Genomic DNA, 16342 nt, shown 5'->3' with positions numbered 1-16342 from the left:
CATGGAATTTAGTCAACAAACCAATTCCGTAAACAGCCAAAGCGAGAACAGCACAGGACAAGAGCGGTGGGGTTTCGCAAGCCACTAATGAGCGAGGGGAAAACGACTTGGCTTCATTCTGGCTTTATCATGGCGTTATTCACCGAATAAATAAAAATATAAGCTCCATCACATCTCGTTTTCAAGCTTTTTAATCATATCAACCTGAAAGGGCTTTCTCCCTTTTTGACTTGTTCGAAATTAATTAACTCTAACAAATACCCACTAAATCCAGCTTTTTTTAAAATTAATGCAATTAATAAAAAGTGTAAACTGTAAACTATATAATGTAGCATTTTATCATCTCCATCAACACTCTCCAATGGTACACGACCATGTAAAAAGTCATTTCTCTTACTAATAGCATCCTTATCAGCTTCAGTAAGCTGAATACCAATCACTTCAAACATTTTTATAAAGCCATCGGAATTAGTCGTCTGATTTAGATTATTTATTTTACTAATAACTGCCTGTCTATTATTAAACGCATTTTCAGAGTATTCATCTATAATGGTTTTGAAACGCTCCCTTATCTCTTTTGAAACACCTTTATCTTTTATCGGATTAATTTTGTTTGAATTCTCGGATAGTATTACATCCTTAAACGTTTCCAGCCCAACGCAATAAGTTGACGCTTTAATTTCAAGAGGAAGTTCAAAACTATTAACAATCATGGATATTACCCTTAAAATCCTTATGTCATCTAACGATTGTTCAACCAGTTTTGCAAATATTTCCCCATTTAAATACCGTTCTTTTTTTTCCAACGAGGGGTAGAAACTAAGAAGATCTCTGGGCATAAGTAGAGACGGGAAACCATTAACATCAGTTTTAAGTTTTTTAAATGAATGCAATACAGGGCTTTCGAACTCTGCATTTTCGCTACGGAAAATAAGTCTTTTTTCCCTCACCTTAACACCACTCAACAATTGATAGTTTAATGAGATAGCCTCAACAATCTTCTCAAACTTTTCATAATAGCATTTATCAAAAGTATCGAAAATCAAAAAATTGTCATCATTAATCTTTGACAAATAAATATGCAACCGAACACCTTTTACAAGGATTTTCAATAATCCTCCAGCATACCTAACAGATTCCGTTTCAAACGGAGATGTGATAAAGTATGAAATCAAATTAGCTTCCAAAGTACTTGGAAAGCCGAAAATACATTGAAAGAAATATTTCGCCTCATTATCAAAAGCAAGAGGCTTAAGTTCAGAAATAGTTCCACTATATGCATACTCTTCGGAATGGTTCATTTTAAACGTTTTCATCCCTCTTTCGATTAGATACCCTGTATTATCCCCAAAAATTGAAAATCGTTCACAAAACCCATAGCAAACTCTCTGATAAATATATGGCTCATTCTTTAAGTTCCGATTTAAGTCTTTCGCTCCAAGACGAAATTCAGACTTATTAAATGTCAGAGTACAGTCAATGCCATTAATAGTTTCAAAATCAGATTCAATTTTATAATCTGTTTCCAAACCTAATCTTCGTACACATTCTTCTGTAGGTCGAATAGAAATTTTCTCAAAAGATAGCTTATCACTCATTTAGAATACTATTTATAATCCAAAAGAACCAATTATGAGCCAATCATGAGCCAATTGAGCCAATTATGAGCCAATTATTTCGTAATAACTTCCTGCTCCTTTTCCAGTATTTCTAAAAATACCATATTCAACCAACTCTGATAAATCACGGGTTGCGGTTGGTTTGGCAACTAAATTTATCTCTTGATACTCTTTATTCGTAATTTTCCCTCTCTCTTTTACATATTCAACTGCTTTTAACTGCCGTTCATTTAGACCAAGCTTAACCAATTGTTCGGTAGTCATGCTATTTTTGAAAAGTGTTACCAACAAACCACCGTCCCGTTCAATAATTTCGGGTTCGGGAAGTCCGGCTTGTTTACAAGCTTCTATGATTTTTATTGTACCACGTCCCCAAGCATCTATCAAACCGCCTTTAAAGCAAACATCAGCAATAAGGACGTTGCGTGGTTGTGATGAATGTGGTCGTTTTAATGACTCAATAGTTAAAGGACTTTGTAAACCGCCCTCGTTCCAAAAAGTAATTTTATCATCGTAAACTCTAATTTGCGTATGTGCACCCATATAATTGCGATGCACCAAAGCGTTTAAAATAGCCTCACGCATTGCTTCACGTGGATATTCGGGCGTTTCAATTCGGTGCATTCCCTCAAACGTAATGTTCTTGACAATGAATTTATGATTGATTTGGTTCAAAACAGTTTGATACAAATTGATGATGTTATTTTCTTCGCTCTCTTGAAATACCAAATCCAATTCATCTCTAAAACGACCAATCCTAACATTAATGCTTGGATAAAATTTACCTGGGTCTTTGCCAAAAAGAACTAATGCGGCACGCTTTAGTTGCCCGCTTTCGGTTAAGCGTAGCTTGTCAAAAAGTTGTTGGGTGCTTAATCCGTCCACTTCGGGCAAGCGTCCTTTTTCTTTTGCCATTACCAAAAACTTAGCAACTGCCGTTTCATCAATATCATAAAAAGTTGCTCGTGGTTCAATCACATCATCCCACGTCTTGCCCGACTTCTTCAACAAAAACTCGTTGAGTGATGCGCCTGTCAATTCCTGCTTGGTGCTTCCACTACGATAGTAATATCTACCACGCAATGAAATAGGTACGGAATAAGGGTGGGTAACGATTTCAATAAAATATTCCCCTGCTTCCTCGTGCAAATTTACCTCAACGGTTATCCCCATTGCATTACGAATCTTATTGGGAATATCGTCCATTAGCTTTTTATACTCTTCTAAGCCAACAATATCTCCATTATCATCTTTTCCAATATAAATCACCCCACCTTGTGCATTTGCAAAACCACAAACCCACTTAAGATATTCTTCGTGCCAATTCTGTTTATATTCTATGTTCTGCTGTTCGGGCATACTGAGCGCTTTTTTATAATTATCCCAAAAATAACCATAATTCTCTATTTGGTGTGAACATCCTACGAAATATGGCTTGTTGGCTTAGTATATTGCCAATACACGAACAACAAAAGGAAATACCTGTTACTTTTAGCGATTTTGTATTTTTTGTATCTCGAAATATAAAGCCACTAAAGAAAGAATTATAAATATTATAGTGGCTACAGTTTTTGCATTCCTATAATCTCTTTCATTCCAAGTGCCATTATTCATACTTTCAATCTTCAATCTTTGCGCTTCTTCATCTCTTCTTCTATTAGAATAAGGATTTCTTGACGAAAATGAAGTTCGGGGTCTATATGGCTTAATTGGGCTTCCGTACTGATCTAATAGCACAATTTTTTGAGATTTTATTTGGGTACTTAAAGGAGTATAATTTATTTTAGAAAAAAATAAATCATCATAAAATTGATCTGATAGCTTGGAATCAGCGATTGAATTTAAATTAACAGCCAAATTGTCTCTAATAGTTTGAAAATATACTTTTTTATTCCTCTGGAATTTTAATAATTCATTGGTCTGCTTTATAGATTGTCTAATGAATTCTCTTTTCTTTTTTACCTCTAATAACAATTGTGGTGAAATCTCTCCGTCCTTTCTATACTGCAATTTTTCCGTTAAGGATTTAAAATAAAAGACTATAGAGATATAGGCTTCCGAATTCTTATTAAATGATATTTTTACATTTCCTGCATTAGGCACTTCCACTTTAATATTTATTTCAGAAGACTTAGTAGACTGGCTTGATGCAACCAATTTTTCAAAATTATACATACCTAATCTTATGAACTATAAAGAAGAATTATCCAACTCGTCTGAATGCAGTAAATCTTTGAAATCAATAGTCACTGATATCATACTTGTTATTTCTTCTAAAACTGAAATACTTGAACTTATTGAGGACAAAAAGTTAGAAATGTCAATTTTATTGAAAAATATCAATGTTGGATTTCCATTTTTGTCGTATGGATAACGGAAAGCATCGGATCTCTCATCATACAGATCTATTTCTGCTATAACTCGATCAACACACTCTAAATTTTCTTCTGACGTCCCTTGTATATTAAGACCACGTTGCTTCATAATCGTAATCCGATCTTTACACCTTCCCCAATTTTCTGTTAACTTGTGAGTACGTTTTAATAAATCTTTCGTGTCGTCAAATTCTCTATAACAAAACAAAATCTCTTTGATTCTAAGTTCGAAATAATGTCGATACAAAAATACTAATGGATAGATTAGAAGATCGATTTCTGATTTCTCTGAATTTATTTTTTCAGCAATAGCTTCTGCTGCTAATTTATATGAAATAGCAAGTTTATTCCACATATTGTAATACTGTCCGCTGTGAGAGACATCCGCATTATTTTCGTGATCGTCAGTTTCCTTAAATATCATCTTGTTATTTTAATAAAAAGCAATATTGAATTAAATTCCCAAAATTATCATCCAATATTATTTCTTTCAATGATTTCCTGTACGTAATCAGGTGAAATAAATACTTGAGTAACTAATGACTTACAGCTTCTCAATGCTTAAGTTCATTTTTATGACTGCGAATTTAAGCCTGGTTACCATGATTTGATACGATTAATAAGTTTAAAAGTCCGATATTGTAGGTTTAGTTTTCAATCTATCATTAAGACCTCGTATAAGCCGTATAATCTCCTCATGAATCTTGTTCGCTTTTTCTACTTTCATTTTATAGTTAGTACTATCGTTAAAGTAATTTCTAATAAAGTCCTTACTACTCTTGTCGACCCAATTCTCAACATCACCGAAAGGAGTGGACGTAGTCACAAATATTTTAATATTATTTAAGGTGATAATATACCTATACTTACTATCTTTTATATCTATTCTCAAAGTATAGAATTGTTCAAAATCGGTCTCATATGTATGGAAAGTATTCTCCCCGACCCGATTAAATGGAAAAATATCTTTTACGGTTCCCTTTATAATCAAAAGCCCTTCATCTTTATTTTCTTCTACTACAACATTTGAAGGAGTATCATAATAGTCTATAATCCACTCTTTGGCCGACAAAAAAAGGAGATCTTTTGAAAACGGTGATTCTATTACTTGCTCATAAACTATAGTACTATCCTTCGTCAATGGTAAGTTTATTTGTTGTTGACAATACAATAAAGCTGGCGTCAGGAATAGGAATAGACAAAAGATCTGTTTTATTAGTGTCATGATTAATTTTTCACACAATTATAATACAAAAAAACATAATGAAATGGCAATAATTTTCACATTCAACTTGACAACATTCACGATGAACCTAATTATGTTAATAACTGAGCGCTAATGAAACTAAATTTTTGAAAACATCCAACAGTTTTATTTGGAATAGCAACAATATTTAACCCTTATGACAGACTAATCATTTTATGCCTTATTTAGACTGTTATCCAATCTGAAGTAAAGGCAAAATTAGAAGAATAAAAAAGTCGTCATTCAGTTTTGAAGAGACGGTATTTTTACTTATTATTCGTCCAATCGAATAATAAGCAGTTTATCCATCGTAGTGACAGTAACCCGTTTTTCGGGGCTAAATCCCAACCTTTCAAGCCATAACCCGCTTAATCTTATAACCGGAACGGTGGTTTTGCTCCAACGATTAAATTTAATTTCCGGCTGTATTTTTAAGCTTCTGACCTCTGGCTGTCTGTTTCCTGTCTTCTTGTGTATATGCATAACCTTTAAGATTCTAAATAGTAATGAACAGATGTGAGATAATACCCTATATGGCGCACGAGTTTTCACGGTAAACGGCAAAAGCGAAAACAGCATCGGCTAAGAGCGGTGGGGGTTCGCAAGCCACAAATGAGCGAGGGGTATTTAGTTCTTATGCCATCGTTTATTCCAGTTTTTCGGTCGCCTCTATAGGCAACCCAAGCATATCGGCTATGGCATTGGTCACAAGTCCACATTCTACCATTTTAATGGTTGCCTTTAATTTTTTGGATAAAATTTTGGCTTCTGTTTTTATATGTTCTTTCTCGCCTATTATCGAAATCGCTTTTTTTACAGCTACGCTGATTACTTTGTCTAATTCTTCGTTAAAAACCTCTGTTTCCGAGTTTTTGGTTTCAATCAATCGCTCATAAAGTTCCACGATTTTCTCAGTTGGATTGTTTTTTTGATTAATATATCCAGCCTGCTCACCTAAAGGGGTAATTTGAATTATTCTCTCATTATCCATCTCCTTAATTGCCTCTACAGTCGTGTGTAATATTTTAGCCACTTTGGCTATCTGCTTATCGCTTATATTTTTTTTCTTTTCCATTTTTGATACGATTTGTTGTGTCATATTTAACATGTCTGTCGATACGGCATGCGCTCCCCCATTAGGACTTAAATTTGAATCATAAATTTTAATTTCTTCCTTAGTAAGACTATTTTTTTCGGTAATGCCAAACAATTTTTTTTCAATTTCCGCGTACATTGTAAGCGCTATTTGGTAGGCCATCTCTGCTTTTTCAATTGCGGTTGCCAATTTTCCTTTTTTGATAGCATAGCGATGTCCTTACCGCACTGCCAAGTAAGCATCATCCAGTTGCATGACCAAGCGCTGTACTGCTTCATCCCGTTGGTCGAATACTTCGCTCAAATGAGGGAAGTAAGGCGCTACGTGCCTTTGGTGTGCATTTATGGAATGTGTGACCTTGTCCCGACCCATCATGAAAATTTCTATTGTACGATAGGTAAGTTCCAACTGCTGGTGGAGCATAAACGCGGTAAGAGGATGGTTGCCATTTTCATAATAGAACGACACACCATCTCTAAATGACAACACTTTTGCCATCTCCCTATCGAAATATGCTTTGGCCTCGACACGGAAATGGCCATCTATGGAAATTAGGTAAGAAGCCATTCGGAAACCAAAAACAGGATTGGAATATAGATGTTTTTCCCCGTGGCACGCTAAATAATAGAATATATTGCGTCTTTGGACTTCCTCTTTTGCCCGCTGTGAATTGAACAGCCTGTAGTTTAAATAAGGATAGTCGCGAAACACCATATCCAGCAATGGCGCATATTCGGACAATGAATTGCCAATGGTTTTGGTTACGAGTACCACCAACTCACCTTGGCTATCCATCTTCACGAAATTTTGGTTATAATATATTTCGTCCACTCGTATTAACCCGATAATTCGTGCGATAAGTTCGATGTATGCGGTATCGCGGGTGTTCAAGTCTGTTGGCTTACTGGCTACAGATGTAAAGATATTAGGTGGCTCCCACCCCATAATTGTCGTGTTAAGTTCATGCATCATCTTTGTCCGCTTCCTTGTTTTTAGATTTGTCTAAGGATAAGCTTCCTGTTTCACCAAAAAGCCTTTCAATCCGTTTGTTAAAAATGGTTCACCTCCTTCCATCAGTTTTTGGATGTCCTCGTATCTGTAGTACATTAGTCCGCCGATTTTCTTGAATGGCAACGTGCCGTTCACCCGTAGGTTTTGGAGCGTGCCTGCGGATATGCTAAGTAACTTGCGCACCTCGTAACTTTTGAGCCGTGTCCTCGGTTCATGTCCTTGTCTCCTCGGATGGGGGTGGTGCTTTCTGATTTCCTCCAACAGTTCCTTTTTGAATTTTTCGAGGTCGTCCCTCGTGATAAGCTCTACGTTCATCTTTCTCCTTTTTGTTATCGTTAAAAACTCTGTTATCCTGCGGACGGAAACAGATGGTACATTTCCGACCGCTTTTGGCACAAAGGAACGGGGTAAAGCTGTTCAGAGGATGACCATTATAGGCATTTGGTCAGTTTTAGTTGAATGTGTATAGAGTTTTATAGTTTGTAGCGAGAGAAATATTGTTTGACTTGTCTGATGACGTGTATTATTTGTTAAATAATAGGTTCTCCTATTACTGTATTTCTGGAAAGTTGATATTAGGAATTGGTTTCATACAAATAGCACCGCCGATTATTAAGCTATACCGATGTTATATAGTGTTTTCATTTTATATTCCAATCTCTATGTAGGTCGATTTTTTCACTTCGTGAAATTTATTCCATATTTTTCTGTATTGTTTAGCAATCGTATCATCATTATTTATTTCTTTCATTACTTGATTTGATTTGTTCAAGTAACTAATAAAATTGCCCCAATCATAATACTTTGAAGGACTATATCCCGTTGGACTGTCATCATCAGGAAGCCATTTTAATCGTCTTTTAGAACCTAAATGAGTAAACCTTTTATAAAGACGAGTTTCAAAGAGTGCATCAGAAGGTATGTGTGCAGATTTAGCAAAATGAGCTCCACGTTTGAAAGACCTTTTCATAGTCCTATAATATTTTGAAAAGCCAGCTGATTTAACTCTTATTTTTGAGCCATTATACATAAACCCTAAATACTCTATTTGCTTATTGGCATTAACATCGCCATTTTTTACAATGCCACCTTTAAATTCTAAATCCTCGTTCAACTCATATCTGTATATGTTTGTTTTTTTAGTTTGTATTTCAAGATTCGCTTCAACTTCAATTTCTTTTCTAATCAGTTCAGCAAAATAATTTTCATCTTTTTGGTCACAAACAATTATTAAATCATCACTATATCTTTGATAAAAGGCATTTTTTGAAGCTGACATAGTTTCAGTATAAACACGTTCGTCAAAATCCAACATATAAATATTTGCGAGTGTTGCACTAATTGGAGTTCCTTGTGGAATACCTTTTTTTTCAATTTTTTTAAGTGATTTTCGAAGTGTTTTTTTATAAGGTTTGTCTACTCTAATCAAATCTGTTGCTTCTTCAAAAAATTCATCCTTATTGCAAAAGGCAACAACATTTTCGTGTCGTAAATTGTATATATTATTTATTTTTTTGCGTTTAAGTTCTTTTTTGGTAGGGTCATTTGGCTTAAAACGTTCGATTATCAATTTATGCTGGAATCTTTTGAATAGTTCATTTTCATTTACATATTTATTGTCAACGAGGTTTTTGTAGATTGTATAATGGTCGTCCGGCAAATTGTCTTCTTTTAATACACGTTTCCATTGTTTATGTAAGATTCTATGGTCTAAGTTGTCAAAAAATGAAGTAACATCTGCTATAATAACAGAAAGTTTTCGATGTTTATTATTTTCTATAAACTCAAATGCTTCAAATGCAAATTCTATATTTGATTTATTTCCACTCTTGCCTTTTTCGATGGGAATTTTTCTATATGCAACCGCAACAGAACCATAAGGTTTGTCTTCTAAATAATTCTCATATGCTGTCGTTAGTAAATTGCTATAGTAGCTATAAATAATAGAATCCAAATGTGAGGGAAAATAAATGTGTCTTTCTTTCTTATCACTTATTGTGCGTTGCCGTTTACCGCTTTCATTTTTGGGAGCATCTTCTACAGGTCTATATTTTCTTTGACTGAGGGTACGGTGAAGTAGGGGAACGAACTTATGATTGGAAATATTCTCTGAATTTGCAATGTAACCTTTTATCCAAATTTTATCTCTTTTACTTGTTAAAGGTTTTCCAATGTGAGGGTATTTTTTAAACTTTAGCCAATCATCATTCATAATATACAGATTAATAAAAAAGGATGGAGTTGGTCGTGGCTTACTTATTAGTAGATACAATCCTGAAGTTGCTTTTCACTTTCGTTATAGGCAACGCCACTCATTGATAGAATTAAATTCATATCTTTACTAAAATTATCAATTATGACAACACCAGTAGAAACAGAACCTAAGATAGTTCATCTTACAATCCTCGCAATGCAACTGTTAATAACATTGTTAGAGGGTTGCAGAATTGGAATCTCTCTTCACACGTCAGCCAAGGTCTGCGTGTGGAACACAAATGTGCACTTTACATAAAACGTACCTACCAGTCTTGTCCCAACTCTCATCCATATCCAGTAAATAGCACAAAGTATTCCAATAGTAAGAGTATGCAAAATTGGCGGTTAGACATCTTATTTTTGAGACATTTTGACATTTTATTGATGATTTATTTATAATTTATTGACAGTTAGTTTGGCATAACGCTACGACCAACTCAAATATATCAGCAAGTATCTAGGGTCTCAAATTTGCAACAAAAAAGCTCTTCTTTAATTGTTTGAGTTTATAGCCGGCTTTACAATGGATTTTGTTCATAAAAATTATTGCGTAATTTGTATAACCCTTTTTATATTCATGCTGTTTATGAATAATGACCTTATAATCTAAGATTAAAATTCTTCTGGTACAATCTTAAAAAACTTGTCCTTTTCCCTTATCGGACGGTAATTTTATACCTCGTTTTTCTTTATCGGCAGTAAACCTGCTCCTTATAGTCAATATTGAGTGCATCCTCTCCATGTTGGAAATATTTACATATCATCTTTGCCCATACCATTTCCGTAGACCCACTCAAAATACGTACACCATCTTCGTTTGGGGTTCTGATTTCACGAAATTGGTGTATGAGGTCTAAAAAGGTACTCAAATACCCATTTGTTATTTTCACTTTATACTTGCTTTCGTATACCTTCAATTTTTCAAGTTTTTCGCTCAGCGTTGAAAGTTCCTCATCCTTATCTGCAAGCTTCTTTTTCAGAGAAGCAATCTCCATATCATAACGTGTAATGGTAATATCAACAGGGTCACGGTATCCATAGGTATTTATAGATACGAGAAAGTCTGGGAAAGTCCGTAGATATTTAAGGTTGACACGGTTACGTGCGTGCTTACGTGAAAAGGGGGATTCTTTTCTGATGGCTTCGATATGGTCGGCAACTATCTCCCTTACGTGTTCGTAAAACTCGGCTTGGGTACATTTGCCCGTGCTTACGGCATAGTCCATTTGATAATTGTAATACTGCTCCTGTTCTTCGTTGCCTATTACGTATAGTCGGGTAAGAAAATGGTTGTCATCGTAGTAGTTCCAAAACCCAATGGGGCTACCGATGTCGTATGGGTGTTTTCTTCTGCTGAATGGTCGGCGTGTCTTGAAATAGGTATCTCGCATGGCAAATCACTTTTGAAATAAAAAAGAGACAGTACAACGGACTGTCTCTAACAAATATACTGAATTTGACCTGTTTAGGGGAATAGCGGTCTTTTTAGCTTCCTGTCGCCATGCGTTCCCTTAGGTTCTGCATATCCTCGCGTAGCTTGTGTTCGACGACTTTGGCGTAAATCTGCGTGGTGCGGATGCTCGTATGTCCGAGCATCTTCGATACACTCTCTATCGGCACTCCGTTACTGAATGTGACCGTAGTGGCAAACGTATGCCGTGCAATATGAAATGTAAGGTCTGTGTTTATTTCGCATATCTCCGCTATTTCCTTTAGGTAACCGTTCATCCGCTGATTGGAGATAACGGGGAATACTGTACCGTTGCTGACTGCCCTCGGGTCGTCTTGGTACTTTTCCATCAGTTCCGTTGCCTTTGGCAATAAGGGAATGCGGACACTTGTGTCCGTCTTTGCCCTGCTTGTATATATCCATAGGTCACCGTCTATACCCGTAATGATGTTATCGGGCGTAAGTTCTGCAAGGTCGATGTATGCAAGCCCTGTATAGCAACTGAAAAGGAACATATCCAATACCTGTTGCAGTCGCTCGACTCTAAACCGTTTGCTTTCGAGCCTGTCAAGTTGCTGTTTTGTTAGGCTTTTGCGCTCTACTTTGTCAAAATGTTTCCTAAACTTGGCAAAGGGGTCTTTTGCCAGCCAGTCCATTGTGACCGCCATATTGACCATCTTGCGGAGACGCTCGATGTGCTTCATGATACCGTTATTGTTCAACGGTCTATGGTGGTCTTTCGGTTTGTAGCCTCGCAGGTAATGTTCAAAATCGGAGATAAACGAGTAGTTCAGTTCCAAAATGGCTATATCTGTACGGCGGTATTTCTCTTTCAGAAAGCGTTTGATATAGCTTTGCGTGGTATAATAGTTCTTCATCGTGCCGTAAGCAAGTTTACTCTCCTGCTCTTTGTTATGGTATTCAATCAGACTGCCAAGTGTCCACCCCGACTGTGCAGACCCCGTTACCCGTTCACGGATGACCACTCCGTCTACTGTATTCCCCGACAATACCAATTCTTGGTAGGCATCGATGATTTTTGCCTTGAAAACGGGCAAGAAATCGGTTAAGTTCCGCCGTTTCCTCACGGCTTCCCTTTGCCAAACCCTTTTTTGCATCCCATCCCGAAACGACTACCGAACGTTTGACGGATATTTCCGTGCGTTTGCCGTTCACCGTTACCCTCGCATAGATAGGTGCTTTTCCCTGCGCTGTTGTTTTCTGTTTCTTGAGGTAAAAGATAACCCCGAATGTGCAATTCTGTGTTTTCATATCAACTTACTTTAATGGTTGCATATCCGCGTTCTGGCGCTATTTGCTCGGATTTGATATAAAAAGGGGTCACCAATCGGTAAAAGCCTTATATCAAACAGTTACAAAAAGCACCAAAACAAACAACTACAAAAAACTGATTTTTAGATATTTGAACCTATTTCGGTGACCCAAAATTAGGTATATAAAATGGGTAACCGAATAGGTCTCATTTTCTTTGGTTTTACTTGAACAAATTGGGGTAAGGAAAAAAGAAAAAACCCTCTAATCATACGATTAGAGGGGTTTTGACCACCTTTGTAGACTTCTCGGTCGGGGTGGCAGGATTCGAACCTAAGACCTCTTCCTGCCGAATAAGGCACGCTATCAGGCGATACTAGATACCTTGTAAATATTAATAGTACTGTTAAAACGAGCTTTCTCAAAATCGCATCTAAAATTTATCCCTTCAACCTTTTCACCTCTTCCGCCAAATCAGCAAACACTTTAGTCAAATCCAAAATCGCTTTAGTCTTAATAGCATCGTCCTGAACGAGTTTTTCTAAAAGCATCTCTACTTTTCCAAGGCCGTTATAGGTAACGTTAGGTTGATTGCTAAGCCCAAATGAATTTTCCGAAACGGTAAATGTGTTGTTGTTTTGGATATTAAATATGGCTTTCTCTTCATTGAATGCACGAATAAATTCGACTGTTATACCCAAAGCATCAGCCAACTCCTTTAATGCTGGTTCAGCAATAGTCCATGAGTTTTCAAATTCAGAAATGCGTCTTTGGTCAAATTTGCTTTCGCATTTTTGTCCTAAAGCCTCCTGTTTTATACCCATGATTTCACGAATTCTCTTTAGATTTTTTCCTTCGTGTATTTTCTCTTCTTGAAATGCAACGCCCATTTTTTATAGATTTTAATAAGTTCGGTAATTTACCGGTATTTTACCATTTTGCTCTAAATAATTGGTTCCTTACCTTTGATATAAAGATACGATTATTTGTCGATAAAATGAGCTTTATACATAGTCTAAAGCCACTTTTAAAGTGAATTATTTGTCTTTAGTAGATTAAAACAATACATTTGCACCATCTTAGGTGGCTGCACTTATGAGTCTTGTCTGTGAAACGTGAGAAATTTCAAATGGAGCAAGGCGATTAAGTGGATCAAAACGCCCGTCAGCAATGGCGCGGCGTCCGCTTACTCGTTCCATCGGCTTCTCACGGCCGCACAGACGGTAGGTTGGATGTCGCGCCATTGCTGTTTCTAATACCTGCTAAAAAGACTCGTTTTTATAAACAAACGAGTTATGAACAAAAAACAACAATCAAAGAACATCATCACAGCCCCCGAGTAGCTCGGCTGGTTAGGCCAAATTAGATTTGGCTTCTCTTTGCCATGGACCACGTAACGCCAATATTATATACCTTGTGACCCCTCATTCAAACGTAGTCTGGCTCCCAATGAATTAATTATTACAAATGTGAACTGAGTAACATCAGGCTCCCAATAAAAAGCTGATTTCGATCGGAGAGGGGATGCTATGTACTTTCGGTTACGAAGACTTACTGAAAAATGAACAGGATTTTAGCGCTACAATTTGCTTTTGATTCGATGATTTATGATGTCCATAAGGACGATTATAACCCTATAAATGAGATTGAGGCATTCTGGAATAATTATGCCTTAGATGCTATTTCTGCTAATATTATCCAGCTATTGAGTACTTATCTTGATGGTGGCATAGGAGAAAATAGGCTTCTGAAAGATGAGGAAATGCAGGAATTTGCAACCGCATTGTATAGGGTGTTGATAGCTTATTGTATCGTCAATCATCGCCATATAGACCTGCGTAAAATGCAGCTGTCAGCAGAAGCTGAAGAGCGCATCGGAAAAGAGCTAGAATTGAGCAAAAAAGTCGCTGAGTTTTTCCGTAGGATATCGAAATAACCACTAACAAAAATATAATGAATACCCTACAATTACTAGCCTTTTTTAAGGGCTATATAACTTATATATTTCAAGTACCTGTGAAGCACTACTTAAGCACAGATATAGTACTAATTACGCAAAATTTGCGTAAGAAAATTAGACAAGGAAAAATGTACTTTAAAGGTACTTCGATCCTGCTAAAAAAGCGCTGTACGATTAGCGCTCAGACCCTAATAGAAATAAGTCTCGAAGCTGAGCCGAAGGCCAGCAGAACAGGGAGTGAGGTATCACCTTCTAGGGACTTTTTTCTGACCAACTTCGCCCTGGCTTCTGCCTTTCATGCAATTGGCATCAAGTTTTCATCGGGATCTCATCGGGCCACAGCGATCAAAACCCGATGCCGACCCGATGAAAACCCGATGAAATGTAAAAATTCGGCAGGAATTGCTCAAAAGATGGTCGACTATAGCTTGGCACAAGAAACACTCAAGCTTGACTATAGCGCGACCCTAGGTTCACCCTTGCTAAGCCCTTGTTATACACAAGGACAACTAAACGATTGCACAAGACCCACACAACAAAAGCAAGCTTTTCAGCAGGTGGGAAATGCTAGATTGACTTATGAAGTAGAATCTGAACGATCTGTTTTAAGGCTCTTTAAGTCGATCTGCAAGGCTTTGGTGTTGCGAGCCAATACTTTGCTTGGATCAATAGGTTTAGTTGTTCAGCAGGCTTTAAAATGCTTTTTATTTGTTGCAGATTATAAGCGTGCGCATCGCATGGTTTTGTCATGCTTGTTTTTATGTTTAGTTTCTATGTTTAGTTTATCGGCTCAGACGCCCCGCAAGGACAGCGGGGCCGATGGGCTCTCCAATCTTGTTGCGCTAAAGCCGGGCGATAAGGTTCCAGATGCGGTATGGAACCAGTCGCTTGAACTCCATTATTTTAATGGGAAAAAGAAAACAATCAAGTTCGCTGATCTGAAAGGGAAGCTGATCTTTTTAGACTTCTGGTCAACAGGTTGTCCGAGCTGCATTGAAGGTATTCCTAAAATGGAATGGATACAGCAGCGTTTTCCGGCTAACATACAGGTTATAATGGTCAATAGTAAGCGGAATAAAGATACAGCAAAACGGATAAAGACAAGATTTGAGAAATTTAAAGCTGATTTTAATTTTACGCCCTCTCTACCCACAGTATTAGATGATACCGTGTTTACCGCATTGTTTGCGCATAATACCCTGCCTGCATTGGCGGTAGTTGATACAAATGGTGTCTTTATTGCCATGACCAGCTCGCATTCGCTGACGGACAAAAATATTCAGGCTTTGGTGGATGGAAATGCCGTGTTAAAGAGCGAAGGCATTTATAAAAACCTCACTCGGAGTGCTGCTGAACCGCTACTGGATACTGTGGGGGTGCATTACATTTCTGCATTTGGGGGATATAGAGACAATTACCTACCTGTTTACCCGAATCTGAATCATAAGAAAGGGACAACCTTCCTTCAAATGGGCAATCAGAGTCTACAGTTTATGCTCTTTCAAGCCTATGGGCAGGTGCTCAAAGGGTTCCGACAAAATGATCTGGTCATAGATGCTCGTCTCGGTAGACAATTCAAAGAAAAGTTGTTGAACGGAAATAGCACCCAAAATAAGTATTGGTATCAGTTTTATACCGATGACTCGGTATCCCGCTCACAATTTGCGGATATTTTTTGTCGAGAATTTCAGAACTATTTTAAAATTGCTGTTGCGCGTAAAAGCGACAGCATTGAACTGTATAAAATACGATTCTCCGATAAGATCAAAACCATTCTTACCAGTGGAAAGGCTTCAATTGCACGCTTTCAAGGGATAGGCGAAGAGGCTTTCTATCAGAATATTCCTATCGGTCTATTTCTGCAGAATCTCTTTTATGCTTTTGATCTTCCGACTGAACTGCAAGAGAAGGAAAATTTTAATATCGATATCACCATACCTGCTGGCTTTGTCCGGTGGACAGAACAAGAAAAGTTAACTTTTCTGAACGAAAGAGGGATAGTGTTTAGTGCTGTGAAAGAATACAGAACTTATCCTTTAGTTTATCCAATCTACTAG

General features: G+C 37.0%; 16 protein-coding genes. 2 read left to right on the top strand and 14 right to left on the bottom strand.

Annotated elements, in window-relative coordinates; genetic code table 11:
- Positions 1-194 precede the first annotated feature (194 nt).
- The 14 genes from B3297_RS12055 to B3297_RS11990 all read right to left on the bottom strand — a co-directional run bounded on the left by B3297_RS12055 (position 195) and on the right by B3297_RS11990 (position 13215).
- Entirely contained in the window at positions 195-1598 is a 1404-nt protein-coding gene (locus B3297_RS12055; protein WP_286778943.1) for a HEPN domain-containing protein, read from the bottom strand.
- A 63-nt stretch (positions 1599-1661) separates the two neighbouring features.
- Positions 1662-2978 (bottom strand): ATP-binding protein, encoded by a 1317-nt coding sequence (locus B3297_RS12050; protein WP_286778942.1) that lies wholly within the window; start codon positions 2976-2978, stop codon positions 1662-1664.
- Between the two features lie 132 nt (positions 2979-3110).
- A complete protein-coding gene (locus B3297_RS12045; protein ID WP_286778941.1) occupies positions 3111-3794 on the bottom strand; it encodes a hypothetical protein in 684 nt (227 codons plus the stop codon).
- Positions 3795-3809: 15 nt separating this feature from the next.
- Positions 3810-4418: a hypothetical protein gene (locus B3297_RS12040; RefSeq protein ID WP_286778940.1), complete on the bottom strand. Its 609-nt coding sequence runs from the start codon at positions 4416-4418 to the stop codon at positions 3810-3812.
- 201 nt (positions 4419-4619) lie between these two features.
- A complete protein-coding gene (locus B3297_RS12035; protein WP_286778939.1) occupies positions 4620-5135 on the bottom strand; it encodes a DUF4468 domain-containing protein in 516 nt (171 codons plus the stop codon).
- A gap of 378 nt (positions 5136-5513) precedes the next feature.
- On the bottom strand, positions 5514-5723 hold the full coding sequence (locus tag B3297_RS12030; protein ID WP_286778938.1) for a SymE family type I addiction module toxin: 210 nt from the start codon (positions 5721-5723) through the stop codon (positions 5514-5516).
- 163 nt (positions 5724-5886) lie between these two features.
- On the bottom strand, positions 5887-6525 hold the full coding sequence (locus B3297_RS12025; protein WP_286778937.1) for a hypothetical protein: 639 nt from the start codon (positions 6523-6525) through the stop codon (positions 5887-5889).
- Between the two features lie 30 nt (positions 6526-6555).
- Positions 6556-7308 (bottom strand): hypothetical protein, encoded by a 753-nt coding sequence (locus tag B3297_RS12020; RefSeq protein WP_286778936.1) that lies wholly within the window; start codon positions 7306-7308, stop codon positions 6556-6558.
- Between the two features lie 30 nt (positions 7309-7338).
- Positions 7339-7662 carry a helix-turn-helix domain-containing protein gene (locus tag B3297_RS12015; RefSeq protein ID WP_286778935.1) on the bottom strand — a complete coding sequence of 108 codons (324 nt, stop codon included), beginning with the start codon at positions 7660-7662 and terminating at the stop codon, positions 7339-7341.
- A 331-nt stretch (positions 7663-7993) separates the two neighbouring features.
- The gene (locus B3297_RS12010) at positions 7994-9559 is read right to left on the bottom strand and encodes a reverse transcriptase domain-containing protein (RefSeq protein WP_286778934.1); all 1566 of its coding nucleotides are present in this window, start codon (positions 9557-9559) and stop codon (positions 7994-7996) included.
- A 733-nt stretch (positions 9560-10292) separates the two neighbouring features.
- Entirely contained in the window at positions 10293-10994 is a 702-nt protein-coding gene (locus tag B3297_RS12005) for a hypothetical protein (RefSeq protein WP_286778933.1), read from the bottom strand.
- A gap of 94 nt (positions 10995-11088) precedes the next feature.
- The gene (locus tag B3297_RS12000; protein ID WP_286778932.1) at positions 11089-12111 is read right to left on the bottom strand and encodes a site-specific integrase; all 1023 of its coding nucleotides are present in this window, start codon (positions 12109-12111) and stop codon (positions 11089-11091) included.
- Positions 12026-12325, bottom strand: a complete 300-nt coding sequence (locus B3297_RS11995) for an Arm DNA-binding domain-containing protein (protein ID WP_286778931.1) — start codon at positions 12323-12325, stop codon at positions 12026-12028. The genes B3297_RS12000 and B3297_RS11995 overlap by 86 nt, the downstream gene beginning before the upstream one ends.
- A 440-nt stretch (positions 12326-12765) precedes the next feature.
- A complete protein-coding gene (locus B3297_RS11990; RefSeq protein WP_286778930.1) occupies positions 12766-13215 on the bottom strand; it encodes a helix-turn-helix domain-containing protein in 450 nt (149 codons plus the stop codon).
- Between the two features lie 671 nt (positions 13216-13886).
- On the opposite strand from B3297_RS11990, the gene B3297_RS11985 reads away from it, so the two are divergent.
- Positions 13887-14261: a hypothetical protein gene (locus tag B3297_RS11985; RefSeq protein WP_286778929.1), complete on the top strand. Its 375-nt coding sequence runs from the start codon at positions 13887-13889 to the stop codon at positions 14259-14261.
- 152 nt (positions 14262-14413) lie between these two features.
- The gene (locus B3297_RS11980) at positions 14414-16342 is read left to right on the top strand and encodes a TlpA family protein disulfide reductase (protein WP_286778928.1); all 1929 of its coding nucleotides are present in this window, start codon (positions 14414-14416) and stop codon (positions 16340-16342) included.

The sequence above is a fragment of the Sphingobacterium sp. UBA3519 genome, assembly GCF_002377215.1.
Taxonomy (GTDB): Bacteria; Bacteroidota; Bacteroidia; order Sphingobacteriales; family Sphingobacteriaceae; genus Sphingobacterium; species Sphingobacterium multivorum.
Note: the sequence above shows the minus strand (reverse complement) of the source record. Positions and strands in the feature narration are given on the sequence as shown.

Excerpts from the sequence above, each read along its gene's own strand:
- B3297_RS12020 (WP_286778936.1), bottom strand. The coding sequence starts at position 7,308 with ATGATGCATGAACTTAACACGACAATTATGGGGTGGGAGCCACCTAAT.
- B3297_RS11990 (WP_286778930.1), bottom strand. The coding sequence starts at position 13,215 with ATGGGCGTTGCATTTCAAGAAGAGAAAATACACGAAGGAAAAAATCTA.
- B3297_RS11980 (WP_286778928.1), top strand. The coding sequence starts at position 14,414 with ATGTACTTTAAAGGTACTTCGATCCTGCTAAAAAAGCGCTGTACGATT.
- B3297_RS12015 (WP_286778935.1), bottom strand. The coding sequence starts at position 7,662 with ATGAACGTAGAGCTTATCACGAGGGACGACCTCGAAAAATTCAAAAAG.
- B3297_RS12005 (WP_286778933.1), bottom strand. The coding sequence starts at position 10,994 with ATGCGAGATACCTATTTCAAGACACGCCGACCATTCAGCAGAAGAAAA.
- B3297_RS11995 (WP_286778931.1), bottom strand. The coding sequence starts at position 12,325 with ATGAAAACACAGAATTGCACATTCGGGGTTATCTTTTACCTCAAGAAA.
- B3297_RS12040 (WP_286778940.1), bottom strand. The coding sequence starts at position 4,418 with ATGATATTTAAGGAAACTGACGATCACGAAAATAATGCGGATGTCTCT.
- B3297_RS11985 (WP_286778929.1), top strand. The coding sequence starts at position 13,887 with ATGAACAGGATTTTAGCGCTACAATTTGCTTTTGATTCGATGATTTAT.
- B3297_RS12030 (WP_286778938.1), bottom strand. The coding sequence starts at position 5,723 with ATGCATATACACAAGAAGACAGGAAACAGACAGCCAGAGGTCAGAAGC.
- B3297_RS12010 (WP_286778934.1), bottom strand. The coding sequence starts at position 9,559 with ATGAATGATGATTGGCTAAAGTTTAAAAAATACCCTCACATTGGAAAA.
- B3297_RS12050 (WP_286778942.1), bottom strand. The coding sequence starts at position 2,978 with ATGCCCGAACAGCAGAACATAGAATATAAACAGAATTGGCACGAAGAA.
- B3297_RS12055 (WP_286778943.1), bottom strand. The coding sequence starts at position 1,598 with ATGAGTGATAAGCTATCTTTTGAGAAAATTTCTATTCGACCTACAGAA.
- B3297_RS12045 (WP_286778941.1), bottom strand. The coding sequence starts at position 3,794 with ATGTATAATTTTGAAAAATTGGTTGCATCAAGCCAGTCTACTAAGTCT.